A 13,672-nucleotide genomic window follows, 5' to 3' on the forward strand; every position below is an offset into this window, starting at 1 on the left:
TCGCGGGCCTTCGATTGGGCCGCCAGCCCCCGTCCGCCCGAGGGCCAGCCGCGGTGGCTTGCCCCGGTCAGGCAACCGGTACATCCGGCGCCGCCTCGACCTTGACCTGCTTGAGCTTGTCGATGCCCAATGCCTGCAGTGCGAGGCGCTCGTAGAAGGGCTCGGACTTGCCGGTCCTGATCTTGTGCAGGAAATACTTCTCGAAGCCGACCTTGGCGGTGTGCACCCATTTGCCGGAGGACGACCAGTTGACGTTGCGCGGCGGGATCTGCGGCTGCGCCACGAAGGCGACGCCGGAATCGCCGAAATCGGCGAGGCAGACCGCATTCCACGTGCCCTGGGCATCGGGCTCCTCGCCCTTCACCAGCCGGCCGATGTTGCGCGCCGTCGCCGTGACCATGGATTCGATCATGAAGCCGGTCTTGGGCACGCCCACCGGAACCGGTGTCTTGCCGATCGGCGGGATGGCGACGCAGACGCCGACCGCGAATATTTCGGGGAAGGCCGGGTTGCGCTGGTGCTTGTCGACGACGATGAAGCCGCGCGGATTGGTGAGCCCCTCGATGCCGAGCACCGCCGCCACGCCACGGAAGGCCGGCAGCATCATCGCAAAGGCGTGCGGCAATTCATGCGCCTGCCTGACCGACCCATCGTCGGCGATTTCCTGGACGAACATCTTGCCCGGCTCGACCTTGTCGACCCTGGCGTTGCAGATCCACTTGATGTGATGCTGGCGCATCTCGCTCTCGAGCAGGCCCTTGGTGTCGCCGACGCCGTCGAGGCCGAGATGGCCGATATAGGGTTCCGAGGTGACGAAGGTCATGGGCACGCGGTCGCGCACCCTGGCGTCGCGCAACGCCTTGTCGAGGATGAAGGTGAATTCGTAGGCCGGTCCGAAGCAGGACGCGCCCTGGACCGCGCCGATGACGACCGGACCCGGCTTGGCGACGAGCGCGTCGAAGGCCGTCTTGGCCTTGAGGGCGTGATCGATGTGGCAGACCGACTGGGTGTTGTGCTCCGGCCCGAGGCCCTCGATCTCGTCGAAAGCGAGTTCGGGGCCGGTGGCGATCACCAGATAGTCATAGGAGACGGATGAGCCGTCGTTGAGTTCCACCGTGCGTTCGGCCGGGTGGACGCGCTTGGCTCCTTGCGGATGAAAACCGATGTTGCGCCGAGCGAGCACCGGAGCAAGGTCGATCTCGACCGCCTGCCTGTCGCGCCAGCCCACGGCGACCCAAGGGTTGGATGGCACGAATGAATAGTGGCTGCCATTGTTGATTACGGAGACCTTGTGTTCCCCGGCCAGTTCGTCGCGAAGCTCATAGGCCATGATGGTGCCCCCCAGTCCGGCACCAAGGACGACAACATGCGCCATGCTCTTTCCTCCTTCGCGGCGCGGCCTTTGGCGCAACGCCGACATTGCGATTCCCGCGTAGGGAGCGGCATTGGCTGATCCTGCGCCATTATGGCCGGCCGCGACTTGATGCGGATCAAACGAGCGCGCTGGCGTGAATCTCCAGCGTATCGATCCATCGGCTTGACAGGCGCCGGCGTCAGGCTAATATTATTTGTAACTCTTAATATGATAATGTGTTCATATGCGCAACATAAAAATAGCCGAACTGGACAAGCGAGCGCGCGAAGCGTCCGAACTGCTCGCCGCGATGGCAAATGAAAAACGGCTGATGATCCTGTGCCATCTGCTGGACGGCGAGACGAGTGTGAACGAACTGGCCGAACTGGTTGCGATGAACCAGTCGGCGCTGTCGCAGCAACTTTCAAAGTTGCGCGCGCTCAAGCTCGTGGACACGAGGCGCGACGCCCAGCAGGTCTACTACCGGTTGGCTTCGGTTGAGGTCGAGCGAATCCTGCAGACGCTCTACGGCATCTATTGCGATCCGCGGACAAGGATCGCCAAGATCGGCAGCCGGTAGGCTACCGATCGGCAGCAGGAACCGCCTTATGCCGCTTGCTCGGCTTCACTGCCGATCCCGTTCAGCACATCGATCGCCTCGCGCGGCAGGTCGAGTTCGGCCGCCGCCAGGTTCTCGCGGAGATGGCCGACCGAGGAGGTGCCGGGGATGAGCAGGATGTTGGGCGAGCGCTGCAACAGCCAGGCGAGCGCCACCTGCATGGGGGTCGCGCCAAGTTTGCGGGCGACATTGGCCAGCGTGTCCGACTGCAGCGGCGTGAAGCCGCCGAGCGGGAAGAAGGGCACATAGGCGATGCCGTCGGCGGCCAGCTCGTCGATCAGCGCGTCATCCTCGCGATGCGCGATGTTGTACTGGTTCTGCACGCAGACGATATCGGCGATGCCGCGCCCCTGAGCGATCTGGGCGCGGGTGACATTGCTCATGCCGATATGGCGCACCAGGCCCTGGCGCTGCAATTCGGCGAGCGTGTTCAATTGCGGCTCCAGCGATCCTTCGGCGGGGCCGTGGATGCCATGCATGGAGCGCAGGTTCACCACCTCGATCACGTCCAGGCCAAGATTGCGCAGATTGTCATGCACGGCCTGCGTCAGCTCCGGCGGCGACATTGCGGGGAGCCACGATGCATCGGCGCCGCGCCGGGCACTGATCTTGGTGACGATGGTGAGGTTGGCGGGGTAGGGGTGCAGCGCCTCACGGATGATCTGGTTGGTGACATGCGGGCCATAGAAATCCGATGTGTCGATATGGTCGACGCCGCTGGCGATCGCCTCGCGCAGCACGGCGAGGGCGCCATCGTGGTCTTTCGGCGGACCGAAGACGCCCGGTCCCGCCAGTTGCATGGCGCCGTAGCCGAGGCGCTTCACGGTGCGGCCGCCGAGTTTGAAGGTTCCGGCCTTGCTGATGTCTGTCATTGTCTCATCTCCTTTGGATCGGCCCAATGTAGACAAAGCGCGCCTGCACGATAATATGGTGCAATCGGCACACCCTGTGCGGAAAGGCGAACAATGGCGACGGATCTCGGCGACCTCCAGGCGTTCATGGCGGTGGCGCGCGCCGGCGGCTTTCGCGAAGCGGCACGGGTGGGCGGCGTCAGCGCCTCCAGCCTCAGCGAAACGGTGCGGCGGCTGGAGAGCGGGCTCGGCGTGCGGCTGTTCAACCGCACCACGCGCAGTGTGGCGCCCACCGAGGCCGGGGCCCGGCTGCTCGAGCGGCTCGGCCCCGCGCTCGGCGAGGTCGAGGCTGCGCTCGACGTGGTCAACGGCTTTCGCGGACGCCCGGCCGGCACACTGCGGCTCAACGTGCCCGTCGTCGCGGCGAAACTGGTGCTGCCGCGCCTGTTGCCGCCGTTCCTCGCCGCCTATCCCGAGATCCGCATGGAAGTGACCGCCGAGGACAGTTTCGTCGACATACTGGCGAGCGGCTGCGACGCCGGCATCCGCTATGACGAGCGGCTGGAGCAGGACATGATCGCCGTGCCGATCGGTCCGCGCCGGCAGCGCTTCGCCACCGCCGCCGCTCCGGCCTATCTCGACAGGCACGGCCGGCCCGGGCACCCGCGCGACCTGCTCGACCATGCCTGCCTGCGCGGCCGCTTCACCAGCGGCCTGACGCCGGCCTGGGAATTCGAACGCGACGGCGAGGTGGTGAGCGTCGAACCGACCGGGCCGCTGCTGGTCAGCACCGGCACGGCAATGGCCCTTGCGCTTGAAGTGTCGGTTGCCGGCGGCGGCATTGTCTCGCTGTTCGAGGACTGGCTGCGGCCCTATTTCGACGATGGCCGGCTGGAGCCTGTGCTGGAGCCCTGGTGGCAGGAATTTTCCGGGCCGTTCCTCTACTATCCCGGCCGCCGCCTCACGCCGGCACCGCTGCGCGCCTTCATCGATTTCGTCGGCACGATGCGCTGGGGGTGAGGCCCGCGCCTATGCAACTTGCTGGCACATCCGGACAATCCAAACGCGAACCGTAACACTTTGTTTCCTTGCCCGCCGTATCCACGGGGGCAGCGTCGCCAATGGCGGACGCACCCTCGACGCATGAAAGAAGGGGGACGCGCAGGAAAATGGGTTCGCCCTGGTCCGAACTGCTGGCCAATCTCGCGGTCGTTGCGATGTTCGTTTCGGTCTGGATCCACACGCATGTGTGGCTGGACCGCAGCCCGGCCGCGATAAAGGCGGCGGCCTTCGGCCTGCTGATGGGCGCCGGCGCCATCATCCTGATGCTGACGCCCATGCAGTTGCAGCCGGGCGTCCTGGTCGATCTCAGGGCGACGATGATTGCCGTTGCCGGCTTCTTCGGCGGTCCTGTCGCCGGTATCGTCGCGGGGGTGATGGCCGGGGCCTTCCGCTCTTTCGAGGGCGGTGTCGGCGCCTTGGCGGGCGCGGTCGGCATCGCGGCCACCATGCTGGTCGGTATTGCCGGCAACCTTGCGCTCAGGGGCCGTTCGCCCGGCATGGGCGATATCATGATCCTGGGTGCTGCCACCGCATGCGGATCGCTGCTTGGCCTCAGCGTCCTGCCGCAGCCTGTCGTGCAGACGGTTCTGCCGAAAGTGGTGTTTCCCTCCACATTGCTCATCTTTGTCTCCGTGGCGATGTCCGGGCTTGCGATCTACCAGGAGCGGCGGCGCCTCGAAGCGCTGCAGTCGAGGCGCATCTTCAAGGCGGTGGTCGAGACCTTGCCCGACTGCCTCAATGTCAAGGACCTCGATGGACGGTTCATCGCGGCCAATCCCGCAACGGCCGAACTGATGCAGGCGGCTGATGCCAAGGCACTCATCGGCAAGACGGATTTCGACTTCTATCCGGCTGAAACGGCGCAGGAATTCCGCGAGGACGAGCTTGCGGTGCTGGCGTCCGGCGTCTCCTCCACCATCGAACAGCGCCTGCACCATGAGGATGGCACCGATGCCTGGCTGGCGACGCTGAAGGCGCCGTTTCGCGACAGGACCGGCGCCATCATCGGCCTGATCACGCACAATCGCGATATCACCCAGCGCAAGCAGCTGGAGACCGAACTGGCGGAAAGCCAGGCCAGGCTCGGAGACGCGCTGACGCAAATGGCCGACGGCCTGGTGATGTTCGACCCCGAGGACAGGCTGGTGCTGTGCAACGCCCAGTACCGCGCCCTGTTTCCGAAGACGGCCGATATCAGGGTGCCGGGCGCCAACCACCGCGACATACTGCGCGCCTCGGCGGCGCGCGGCGAAAGTGTCACGCCGCCCGATGCGGTCGAGGAGTGGATCGCCGACGTCATGGCCATGCAGACGGTTGCCAATCATCGCCAGGTCCGGTTCGCCGACGGCCGCTGGCTCGACGTGCGGACCCGGCCGACTGGCGATGGCGGCAGCCTGAGCGTGTTTTCCGACATCACGGAGGCCAAGCAGGTCGAGGCCGAACTGCTGGCGGCCAACGAGAAGCTGAACCTTCTGGCGCACCGCGACGGGCTGACCGAACTGTTGACGCGGCGGGCCTTCGACGACGCGCTGGCGCGCGAATTCGGCCGCGGCCGGCGCACCATGGCGCCGCTCAGCCTGCTCATCATCGATGTCGACCGGTTCAAGCGGTTCAACGACCAATATGGCCATCCGGCGGGCGATGAATGCCTGCGCGCCGTCAGCCGCTGCATCGACGCCACGGCCCGTCGGCCGGGGGACTCGGCGGCCCGCTATGGCGGCGAGGAGTTCGCGCTCATCCTGCCCGAAACCGACGCGCGAGGCGCCTTCATCATCGCCGAAACGCTGCGGGGCAAGGTGCGCGACCTCGGGCTCGCGCATGCCGGCAGCGAAAAGGGCATTGTCACCGTCAGCATCGGGGTCGGTACGTTCGACGGCAGCGCGGATATCGAGATCGCCGATCTCCTTCGGCGCGCCGACGAGGCGCTCTACGGCGCCAAGGCGGCCGGTCGCGACCGCGTGCATGGCTGGCGCCCGCATCTCAGCGAACCACGCGCAACGGGTTCCTAGCGCAAAGCGTGAGTGGTGGCTGTCATATCGATGTCATCGTCGGTTGCTATTGATCCATGAATCCGGACATATGGATTCATGGACAAGACAACAGCATTGCTGGCGCTCGCCGCGCTCGGTCAGGAAACAAGGCTGGAGGTGTTCCGGCTGTTGGTTCGGGCCGGGGCCGAGGGTGTGCCGGCAGGCGAGCGGGGGCCGCCGTCCGCCGCGCCGCATCCAGCGAGAGGACCCCGCAATGACCATCACCATCTATCACAACCCGGCCTGTGGCACCTCGCGCAACACGCTGGCGATCATCCGCCAGTCCGGCGAGGAGCCGGAGGTGATCGAGTATCTGAAGAACCCGCCGTCGCGCGAAAAGCTTGTCGAGCTGATCGCGGCAATGGGAATGACGCCGCGCGCGCTGCTGCGCGAGAAGGGCACGCCCTATGCGGAACTCGGCCTTGGCGATCCCAAATGGAGCGACGACGAGATCCTCGATTTCATGCTGGCGCATCCGATCCTGATCAACCGGCCGATCGTGGTGAGCCCGCTCGGCGTCGTACTGGCCCGGCCGTCCGAAAAGGTGCTCGATATCCTGCCCAATCCCGACATCGGCCCGTTCACCAAGGAGGACGGCGAGGTCGTCGTCGATGCCGGCGGCAAGCGGGTCGTCTGATTGCTGTTTCGATATTTTTCGAAATAGGACTTGACGGTTTTCGTCGCTGGCCTCATGCTATTTCCATGAAACTCGAACAAGCAGCGAAGCAACTGGAAGCGCTCGGCAATCCGACGCGGCTGAACCTCTATCGTATCCTGGTGAGGGCCGGCGAGGCGGGCCGGCCGGTGGGCTTCCTGCAGGAAAGCCTCGGCATTGCCGCCTCGACGCTGTCGCACCATCTGCACCGGCTGATCCTGACCGGGCTGGTCAGCCAGGAGCGGCAGGCGACGACGCTGATCTGCCGCGCCAACTATCCCGTGATGAACGATCTCATCGGCTTCCTGGCCGATGAATGCTGCGCCGATGCGGCTTGCAATCCCGCGGCGGATGACGCGGCCGCCTGATTTTTTGCCTTTTATTTCGATAGTACCGGAAGGATGGAAACTATGGTCACGCGCAACGATTTGCCAATCGCCGTCATCGGCGCCGGTCCGGTTGGGCTGGCGGCCGCCGTGCATCTCATGGCCCGGGGCCTGCCGGTGAAGCTCTACGAAGCCGGCGGCGATGTCGCGGCCAGCCTGCGCGATTGGGGCCATGTCCGGGTGTTCACGCCGTGGCGCTATTGCGTCGATGAGGCGGCCGGCCGGCTGCTCGAAAGCCATGGCTGGCGGATGCCTGACCCGGAAGCCTTTCCCACCGCCGATGACCTCGTCGCGCGCTATCTCGAGCCGCTCGCCAGGCTTCCGGAACTTGCGCCGGCGATCGAGACCAATGCGCGTGTCGTGGCCATATCACGCTGGGGCGCCGACAAGGTGCGCGGCAGCGAGCGCGGGACACGGCCCTTCATGCTCGTCGTCGAGACCGCCGATGGCACCAGGCGCGACAGCGCGCGGGCCGTCATCGACGCCTCCGGAACATGGCGCACGCCCAATCCTCTCGGTGCCGGCGGCATCGAGGCGGAGGGCGAGGCGGAGTTTGCCGACCGCATCGCCTACGGCATCCCCGATATTCTCGACCGCGACCGCGCGCTCTATGCCGGCCGCACGACGCTGGTTGCCGGTTCTGGCCACTCGGCGGCCAACGCCTTGCTCGACCTTGCCAGGCTTGCGGATGCCGAGCCCGGCACGGCTTTCATCTGGGCGGTGCGGGGAACCGACCTCGTGCGCATCTATGGCGGCGGCGATGCCGACCAGTTGCCGGCGCGCGGCGAACTCGGCGCCGATGTGCGCGAGTTGGCCGAAAGCGGCGGCGTCCAGCTGGTGACCGGCTTTGCGACGCTTGCGATCCGCGAGCATGACGGCCGGCTGGTGGTCGAGGGGCAAGGCGAGGAAGGCCTGGTGCAACTCGGCCCCGTCGACCGCATCATCGCCGCGACGGGACAGCGCCCGGACCTGTCGCTGACCAGGGAGCTCAGGCTCGATCTCGACCCTTGGCTGGAAAGCGTCAAGGCGCTCGGTCCGCTCATCGATCCCAACGAGCATTCCTGCGGCGACGTGCCGCCGCACGGCCACCGTGAGCTCAGCCATCCCGAGCCCGGTTTCTACACGGTCGGCATCAAGAGCTATGGCCGCGCGCCGACCTTCCTGCTGTTGACCGGCTACGAACAGGTCCGCTCGGTCGCGGCGGCGATCGCCGGCGACATGGCGGCGGCCGACGCGGTGCAACTGGTGCTGCCCGAAACCGGCGTCTGCACCGTGCCGGCGGGCCGCGCGTCGCAGGGCTGTTGCGGCGGACCGGCACCGGCCGAGGTCGATGCCTGCTGCGTGGCGGATGCCGACGCCAAGGCGACCGGCAAAGGCGGTTGCGGCTGTGCCGGCAAGATGGAAGCGGCCGAGTGAGCGATAGCAAGATCCCTGCCTCGGCCATCTGGGCGCTGGGTGCCACCCAGATCATCGGCTATGGCACGCTCTATTACAGCTACAGCATCCTGGCGCCGGCGGTGGCGGTGGAGCTCGCCTGGTCGCAGCAATGGGTGTTCGCCGTGCTGTCGGTGTCGCTGCTGGCGAGCGCCATCCTGTCGCCGTTCGCGGGCAGCCTTGCGGACAGGGTCGGGGCAGGGCGCCTGATGGTGCCGGGATCGCTGGCGGCGGCGGGCGCATTGCTGTTGTGCGCGCTGGCGCCGGGGCGCGCCGGCTTTGCGCTTGGCGTGCTGGCCATGGAACTCGCCTCCTGCTTCGTCCTCTACAGCACGGCCTTCGTCGCCATCGTGCAGCTCGGCGGCGCGGGGCGCGGCATCACCCATCTCACCTTGATCGCCGGCTTCGCCTCGACCTTGTTCTGGCCCTTGACGACGCTGCTGCACCAGCATCTCGGCTGGCGCGAGGTGCTGGTTCTCTTTGCCGCGCTCAACGCCTTTGTCTGCCTGCCGATCCATTGGTGGCTGGCCCGGCTTCCGGGCGGTGCGGGCAAGGCGCGGGAGAGGATCGTCCCAGTGATATCAGGCCTGTCGGCGCCTGTGCCCGGCCGGCGATGGTCACCTCTGTTCATCCTGGTGCTGGCCGGATTTGCCATAGAGGGGTTCGTGCTTTCGGCCGTTCTCGTGCAGATGGTGCCGCTGCTCACACTGGTCGGGCTCGGCGGGGCCTCGGTGCTGGTCGCAAGCCTGTTTGGGCCGTCGCAAGTGGCGAGCCGGCTGGTCAACATGCTGTTCGGCCGGGGCCTGTCGCAGACATCGCTGGCGCTCGGCGCGACCGCCGCGCTGGCCGGCGGCCTCGCGGTGCTGCTGCTGGTGGCGCCCTCCGTTCCCGGCGCCATGCTGTTTGCCGTGCTCTTTGGCTTCGGCTCGGGCCTGATGAGCATTGTCGGCGGCACGCTGCCGCTCGAATTGTTCGGCCAGGAGCGCTACGGCTCCTATGTCGGCTGGATCACGGCGGCGCGCCAGTTCAGTTCCGCCTTCGCCCCGTTCGGCCTCACCTTGATGATATCGGGCCTCGGCGTTTTCCCGGCCTTGTGGCTCAACGTCGCGGTCGGCCTGTTCGGCATCGCCGCCTTCGCCGCCGTCGCGCTGATCAGCCGGCAATCGCGCAGCCCTCAAAAGAGTGGCACGGCCGAACCGGCAGCGCCCGACGCGGATGGCTACCAACAGCGTCACATCGCTGGTGCTCGTCTGAAAACGCTGAACTGAAAGGACTGAGAAGAGCCCCATGGCGTCAGATGTAGATGGTCGAGTGTGCGAACAAATGCAAAGCCAGGTCCGAGGGCTTGGGCGAGACTGTTTGCATCGTATCGTTGAACGGGCAAGCCGCTGCATTTTTCTGGCCCGTCGAGCGCGAAAGTAGCGATAATCGCGTAGCCATCTGGTGCGAGTGCCTGCCTAAGTGTGAAGAGGTAAGCGTCACGATCCGCTTTTTCGACCATGAAATGAAAGGCGGCCCTGTCATGCCAGACATCGTAAAGCCGCGTCGGCGACCACGTGCGAATGTCAGCCACGATCCAATCGACTTGCTCGCCTGCCTCAGCCAGTCGACTGCGAGCAGCCGCGATCGCGGCCGTGGACAGATCCAGGACGGCGACATCCTCAAAGTGTTGTTCTTGAAGATTGTCCACCAGTCGCGAAGCGCCGCCCCCTACATCAACGATCGCCGACCCAGGATGTGCAATCTCGTTGATCAACGAAAGGGAGGGCTCGGGACTATCCTGGAACCAACTGACGCCGTCCTCCCGTTTCGATTCATATGTGGCATTCCAGTGCAACCGCGATGCCTCTTTCTCCATCGGCTCGGCTTTCGTCTCAGGTTTCTCCATTCACCATATCAGTCGCAGGCGATGAGCCCGTGGTCAATTTGTGGGAAGCACGACTGCTTCCGGTCAAGAATGATCGAACCGACGGGGCGGGCGGGCCCGCCTCAGAACTTGCGCGGGTCGATGCCCTTGGTGCCCGGGCCGTAGGGGCTGGGATAGATCTCGCCGATGGTCATCAGTTCGATCTCGCCGTCGAGCGTCGAACCGATGATCTTCACCTCGGGATCGTCGCAGCAGAACTCCCAGATCACTTGCCGGCATTCGGCGCAGGGCACGCCCGAATAGGGACCGTGGCAGACGATGGCCTCGATCTGGCGCTCGCCCGCCGCCGCCATCTGCATCACGGCGTTGCGCTCGGCATGGACCGATTGCTGGAGGGTGACGACCTCGACATTGCAGGCGGCGAAAAGCCGGCCCGATGCGGTGCGCACGGCCGAGCCGACCTTGTGGTTGGAGTAGGGCGTGTAGGCCTTGTCGCGCGCTTGCGCGGCGGCGGTGACGAGCGCCTGGTCGGCACTCGAAAGCCTGTCGAAAGTGGTCTTCAGCATTGGTTTCTCCGCATCCGGGCTCCATCCCGCACTGATTCAGGATGGAGCTTTATCTCATTGCTTTACCGGGTCTTTCGCTGGCTCAGGCCGGCTGCCGTTCCGATCGCATGACAAGTCCCGCGACGAAAGGAATGACCGAGAGGATGAAGCCGACCAGCGAGGCTGGAATGCCGCCCGGTTCGCCCAGCAGCACCAGGATCGCCGTCGAGCCGGAGCCGATGACGATGGTCGCCAGCATCGACCAGGACGGAATGCGCCAGCCGAAGGTGGCCGACAGCACCGGCAGCAGCAGGCCCGGCACATAGACCGAGAAGCCGAGCATCAGGATGGTGACGATGCCGGGCACGCTGAGCGCCACGACCAGGGCGACGAGGCCGAGCACGAGCAGCAGGATGCGGCTGGTCCACAGCCTCTCCCGGTCGCTGGCATCGGGGCGCAGCCGCGAGATCACGTCGCGCTGCAGCGTGGTGGCTGTCACCAGCAGCGTCGTGCTCGCCGTCGACATCGCCACCGCCAGGAAGGCGGCGACCAGCACGCCGATGACGCCATGCGGCAGAAGCTGCACCATCAGGTCGGGCATGGCGTTGACCGGGTTGGTGTCGGCCGGCAGCAGCGCCTTGGCGGCGACGCCGAGGAAGGTGAGGATGACGCCGAACACGGCCATGAGGAGGAAGCCGTTGATCATGCCCCGGCGCGCCGTTTCGGGCGAATTGGCGGAAAAGACGCGCTGGAAGCCGATCGTGTCGATGAAGCCGGCGGGCAGGAGCAGGAACCAGACGAACAGCGTCGCCGGCGGCACGTTGGCGAACAGGTTGTAGAAGCCGGGAATGTCCTTGGTCGCTTCATAGATGTGCGGCACGCCGGGTCCGAAGATGACGAACAACGGCGCCACCACGCCGATGACGATGAGGAAGATGACGGCCTGCAGCACGTCGGTCGCCACCACGGCGAGGAAGCCGCCGAGCATGGTGTAGACGATGACGACGAGGAAGGCGACGATGGCGCCGGTCCTCGGATCCATGCCGGAGAACAGGGTGAACACCATGGAGATGCCGAACACCTGAGCCGCCGCCCAGGCGAGATAGTTCCAGCTCGTCACCAGCGAGGCGGCGACGCGCACTGAATCGGGATAATCCTGAGCGACGATGTCGGGCGTCGTCACATGCATGCGCTGGCGCACGATCTTGGCCAGGAAGATGCCCATCAACAGCAGGCCGATCGGGAAGGTGAACCACCACCAGGTTCCCGATATGCCGTAGCGCACGACCATTTCGGGCGTGCCGAACAGGCCGGCCAGGCCCGTCCAGGAGGCGAAGGCGGAGATGGTCAGCCATAGCGGCCCCATGCGCCGGCCGGCGACGATGTAGTCTTCCTCGGTTTTGATCGAGCGGGCGAAGAACAGCCCGATGCCGGTGACCGCCACGAGATAGATGGCGACGACAGCTATATCCAGATTTCCCATTTCGTACCCCTTCACGTGCAAAGCCGATGGCGCGCCGTACGCCTTGGGGGGCGCCGCGCTGCTGTCCGTTGCCCCTTCTCGTGGGGGCTTGACGACCCTCTGCAAGATTTGTCACATGCAAAAAACTTTTTTGCAAGTGCTGAATCTGGATCGCGATCGGAGACTTCGAATGACCCAAGCCCAGGCCAATCCGGCGCCCCCCGAGCTGGTCGAGCGCGGTGGCGCCCGCATCGCCTGGATCCGCTCGCGCATGGCGTTGCTGGCCGGACTGCGCGGGGAATTCCGCCGAACGCGGCCCTTCGCCGGCCGGCGCATCGGCGTGTCGCTGCATGTCGAGCCCAAGACGGCGGTGCTGCTCGAGGTGCTGGCCGAAGGCGGCGCCGAGATCGTCGGCACCGGCAATCATGGCTCGACGCAGGATGATGTCGTCGCCTTCCTGCAGAGCCAGGGCATCGGCATTTTCGGCCGCCGCGCCGACTCACTCGCCGACCATCACGCCAATCTGGCGCGGGTGCTGGACGCGCAGCCCGACATGCTGCTCGACAATGGCGCCGACCTTGCCGCCGGCATCGTCGAGCGGGGCAGGGCGGCGTCCATACTGGGCGGCACCGAGGAGACGACCTCGGGTGGCGACCGGCTGCGCGGCGAACTGGCTGGCAAGGTGCCGTTCCCCTCCATCGTCATCAATGACAGCCCACTGAAGGCGATCGGCGAGAACAAGCACGCGGTCGGCCAGTCCGTGGTGGAAAGCTTCATGCGCATCACCAATCTGATGATCCCCGGCCGGCGCTTCTGCGTCATCGGCTATGGCTGGTGCGGGCGCGGCATCGCGCAATATTTGCGGGCACTGGGCGGCCGCGTGGCCATCATCGAAATCGACGAGATCAAGGCGCTGGAGGCGGCACTCGACGGCTACCGCGTGGCGCCGCTCGCCGACCTCGCGCCGTGGGCGGAAGTGTTCATCACCGCCACCGGCCGCGCCGGCGTGCTGCCGGCGCAAGCGATCGCCGTCATGCAGGATGGCGCGGTGCTGGCCAATTCCGGGCATTTCCCGTGGGAGATCGACACCGAAGGTCTCAAGGCCATGACCACGTCCGCCACGGACCTGGACGGCACGTTGCAGCGCATCGACCTTGCCAATGGACGCCATGTCATCCTCGTTGCCGAAGGGCGCATGTTCAACCTTGCCGGCGTCGAGCCGAAGGGCAATTCGATCGAATCCATGGATATCGGTTTCATGCTGCAGGCGCTGTCGCTGGAGCGGGTGGTCAGGGGGGAGGATTGGCGGGGGGCGCGCAGCCGGTGCCCGACGACATCAACCGGCGCATCGCCCGGCTGATGGTGGCTACGATGGGGGCTGCCTTGTAACTATAGTAGGCCCCTGAT

General features: G+C 65.9%; 13 protein-coding genes. 8 read left to right on the plus strand and 5 right to left on the minus strand.

Translation table 11 applies throughout. The features are described from left to right. Window positions 1–67 precede the first annotated feature (67 nt). Complete coding sequence (locus EB231_RS14380; protein WP_172349380.1) at window positions 68–1,375, minus strand: NAD(P)/FAD-dependent oxidoreductase; 1,308 nt, start codon at window positions 1,373–1,375, stop codon at window positions 68–70. A gap of 223 nt (window positions 1,376–1,598) precedes the next feature. On the opposite strand from EB231_RS14380, the gene EB231_RS14385 reads away from it, so the two are divergent. Next, entirely contained in the window at window positions 1,599–1,934 is a 336-nt protein-coding gene (locus EB231_RS14385) for an ArsR/SmtB family transcription factor (RefSeq protein WP_172349381.1), read from the plus strand. Window positions 1,935–1,960: 26 nt separating this feature from the next. Here EB231_RS14385 and EB231_RS14390 read toward each other — a convergent pair whose 3' ends face one another. Continuing rightward, entirely contained in the window at window positions 1,961–2,845 is an 885-nt protein-coding gene (locus tag EB231_RS14390; protein ID WP_172349382.1) for an aldo/keto reductase family oxidoreductase, read from the minus strand. A 93-nt stretch (window positions 2,846–2,938) separates the two neighbouring features. On the opposite strand from EB231_RS14390, the gene EB231_RS14395 reads away from it, so the two are divergent. From EB231_RS14395 to arsK, 6 genes are all read left to right on the plus strand, one after another. After that, the gene (locus EB231_RS14395; RefSeq protein WP_172349383.1) at window positions 2,939–3,844 is read left to right on the plus strand and encodes a LysR family transcriptional regulator; all 906 of its coding nucleotides are present in this window, start codon (window positions 2,939–2,941) and stop codon (window positions 3,842–3,844) included. Between the two features lie 149 nt (window positions 3,845–3,993). Then, entirely contained in the window at window positions 3,994–5,895 is a 1,902-nt protein-coding gene (locus tag EB231_RS14400; protein WP_172349384.1) for a diguanylate cyclase, read from the plus strand. A gap of 235 nt (window positions 5,896–6,130) precedes the next feature. Next, the gene (gene arsC, locus EB231_RS14405) at window positions 6,131–6,553 is read left to right on the plus strand and encodes an arsenate reductase (glutaredoxin) (protein ID WP_172349385.1); all 423 of its coding nucleotides are present in this window, start codon (window positions 6,131–6,133) and stop codon (window positions 6,551–6,553) included. 65 nt (window positions 6,554–6,618) lie between these two features. Beyond that, entirely contained in the window at window positions 6,619–6,939 is a 321-nt protein-coding gene (locus EB231_RS14410; protein ID WP_172349386.1) for an ArsR/SmtB family transcription factor, read from the plus strand. A 42-nt stretch (window positions 6,940–6,981) separates the two neighbouring features. Further along, window positions 6,982–8,373: an FAD-dependent oxidoreductase gene (locus EB231_RS14415; RefSeq protein WP_172349387.1), complete on the plus strand. Its 1,392-nt coding sequence runs from the start codon at window positions 6,982–6,984 to the stop codon at window positions 8,371–8,373. Further along, window positions 8,370–9,659: an arsenite efflux MFS transporter ArsK gene (gene arsK, locus EB231_RS14420; protein WP_172349388.1), complete on the plus strand. Its 1,290-nt coding sequence runs from the start codon at window positions 8,370–8,372 to the stop codon at window positions 9,657–9,659. Before EB231_RS14415 ends, arsK begins: the two co-directional genes overlap by 4 nt. Here the strand turns inward: arsK and EB231_RS14425 are convergent. From EB231_RS14425 to EB231_RS14435, 3 genes are all read right to left on the minus strand, one after another. Then, the gene (locus EB231_RS14425) at window positions 9,623–10,279 is read right to left on the minus strand and encodes a class I SAM-dependent methyltransferase (RefSeq protein ID WP_246740950.1); all 657 of its coding nucleotides are present in this window, start codon (window positions 10,277–10,279) and stop codon (window positions 9,623–9,625) included. The genes arsK and EB231_RS14425 overlap by 37 nt on opposite strands. Before the next feature lie 101 nt (window positions 10,280–10,380). Beyond that, window positions 10,381–10,824, minus strand: coding sequence for a cytidine deaminase (locus EB231_RS14430; RefSeq protein ID WP_056571043.1), 444 nt, complete (start codon window positions 10,822–10,824; stop codon window positions 10,381–10,383). 82 nt (window positions 10,825–10,906) lie between these two features. Next, entirely contained in the window at window positions 10,907–12,286 is a 1,380-nt protein-coding gene (locus EB231_RS14435) for a sodium:solute symporter family protein (protein ID WP_172349389.1), read from the minus strand. A gap of 169 nt (window positions 12,287–12,455) precedes the next feature. On the opposite strand from EB231_RS14435, the gene EB231_RS14440 reads away from it, so the two are divergent. After that, window positions 12,456–13,625: an adenosylhomocysteinase gene (locus EB231_RS14440; protein ID WP_206681919.1), complete on the plus strand. Its 1,170-nt coding sequence runs from the start codon at window positions 12,456–12,458 to the stop codon at window positions 13,623–13,625. The last annotated feature ends 47 nt before the right edge of the window (window positions 13,626–13,672 follow it).

The organism is Mesorhizobium sp. NZP2298, assembly GCF_013170825.1.
Classification (GTDB): domain Bacteria; phylum Pseudomonadota; class Alphaproteobacteria; order Rhizobiales; family Rhizobiaceae; genus Mesorhizobium.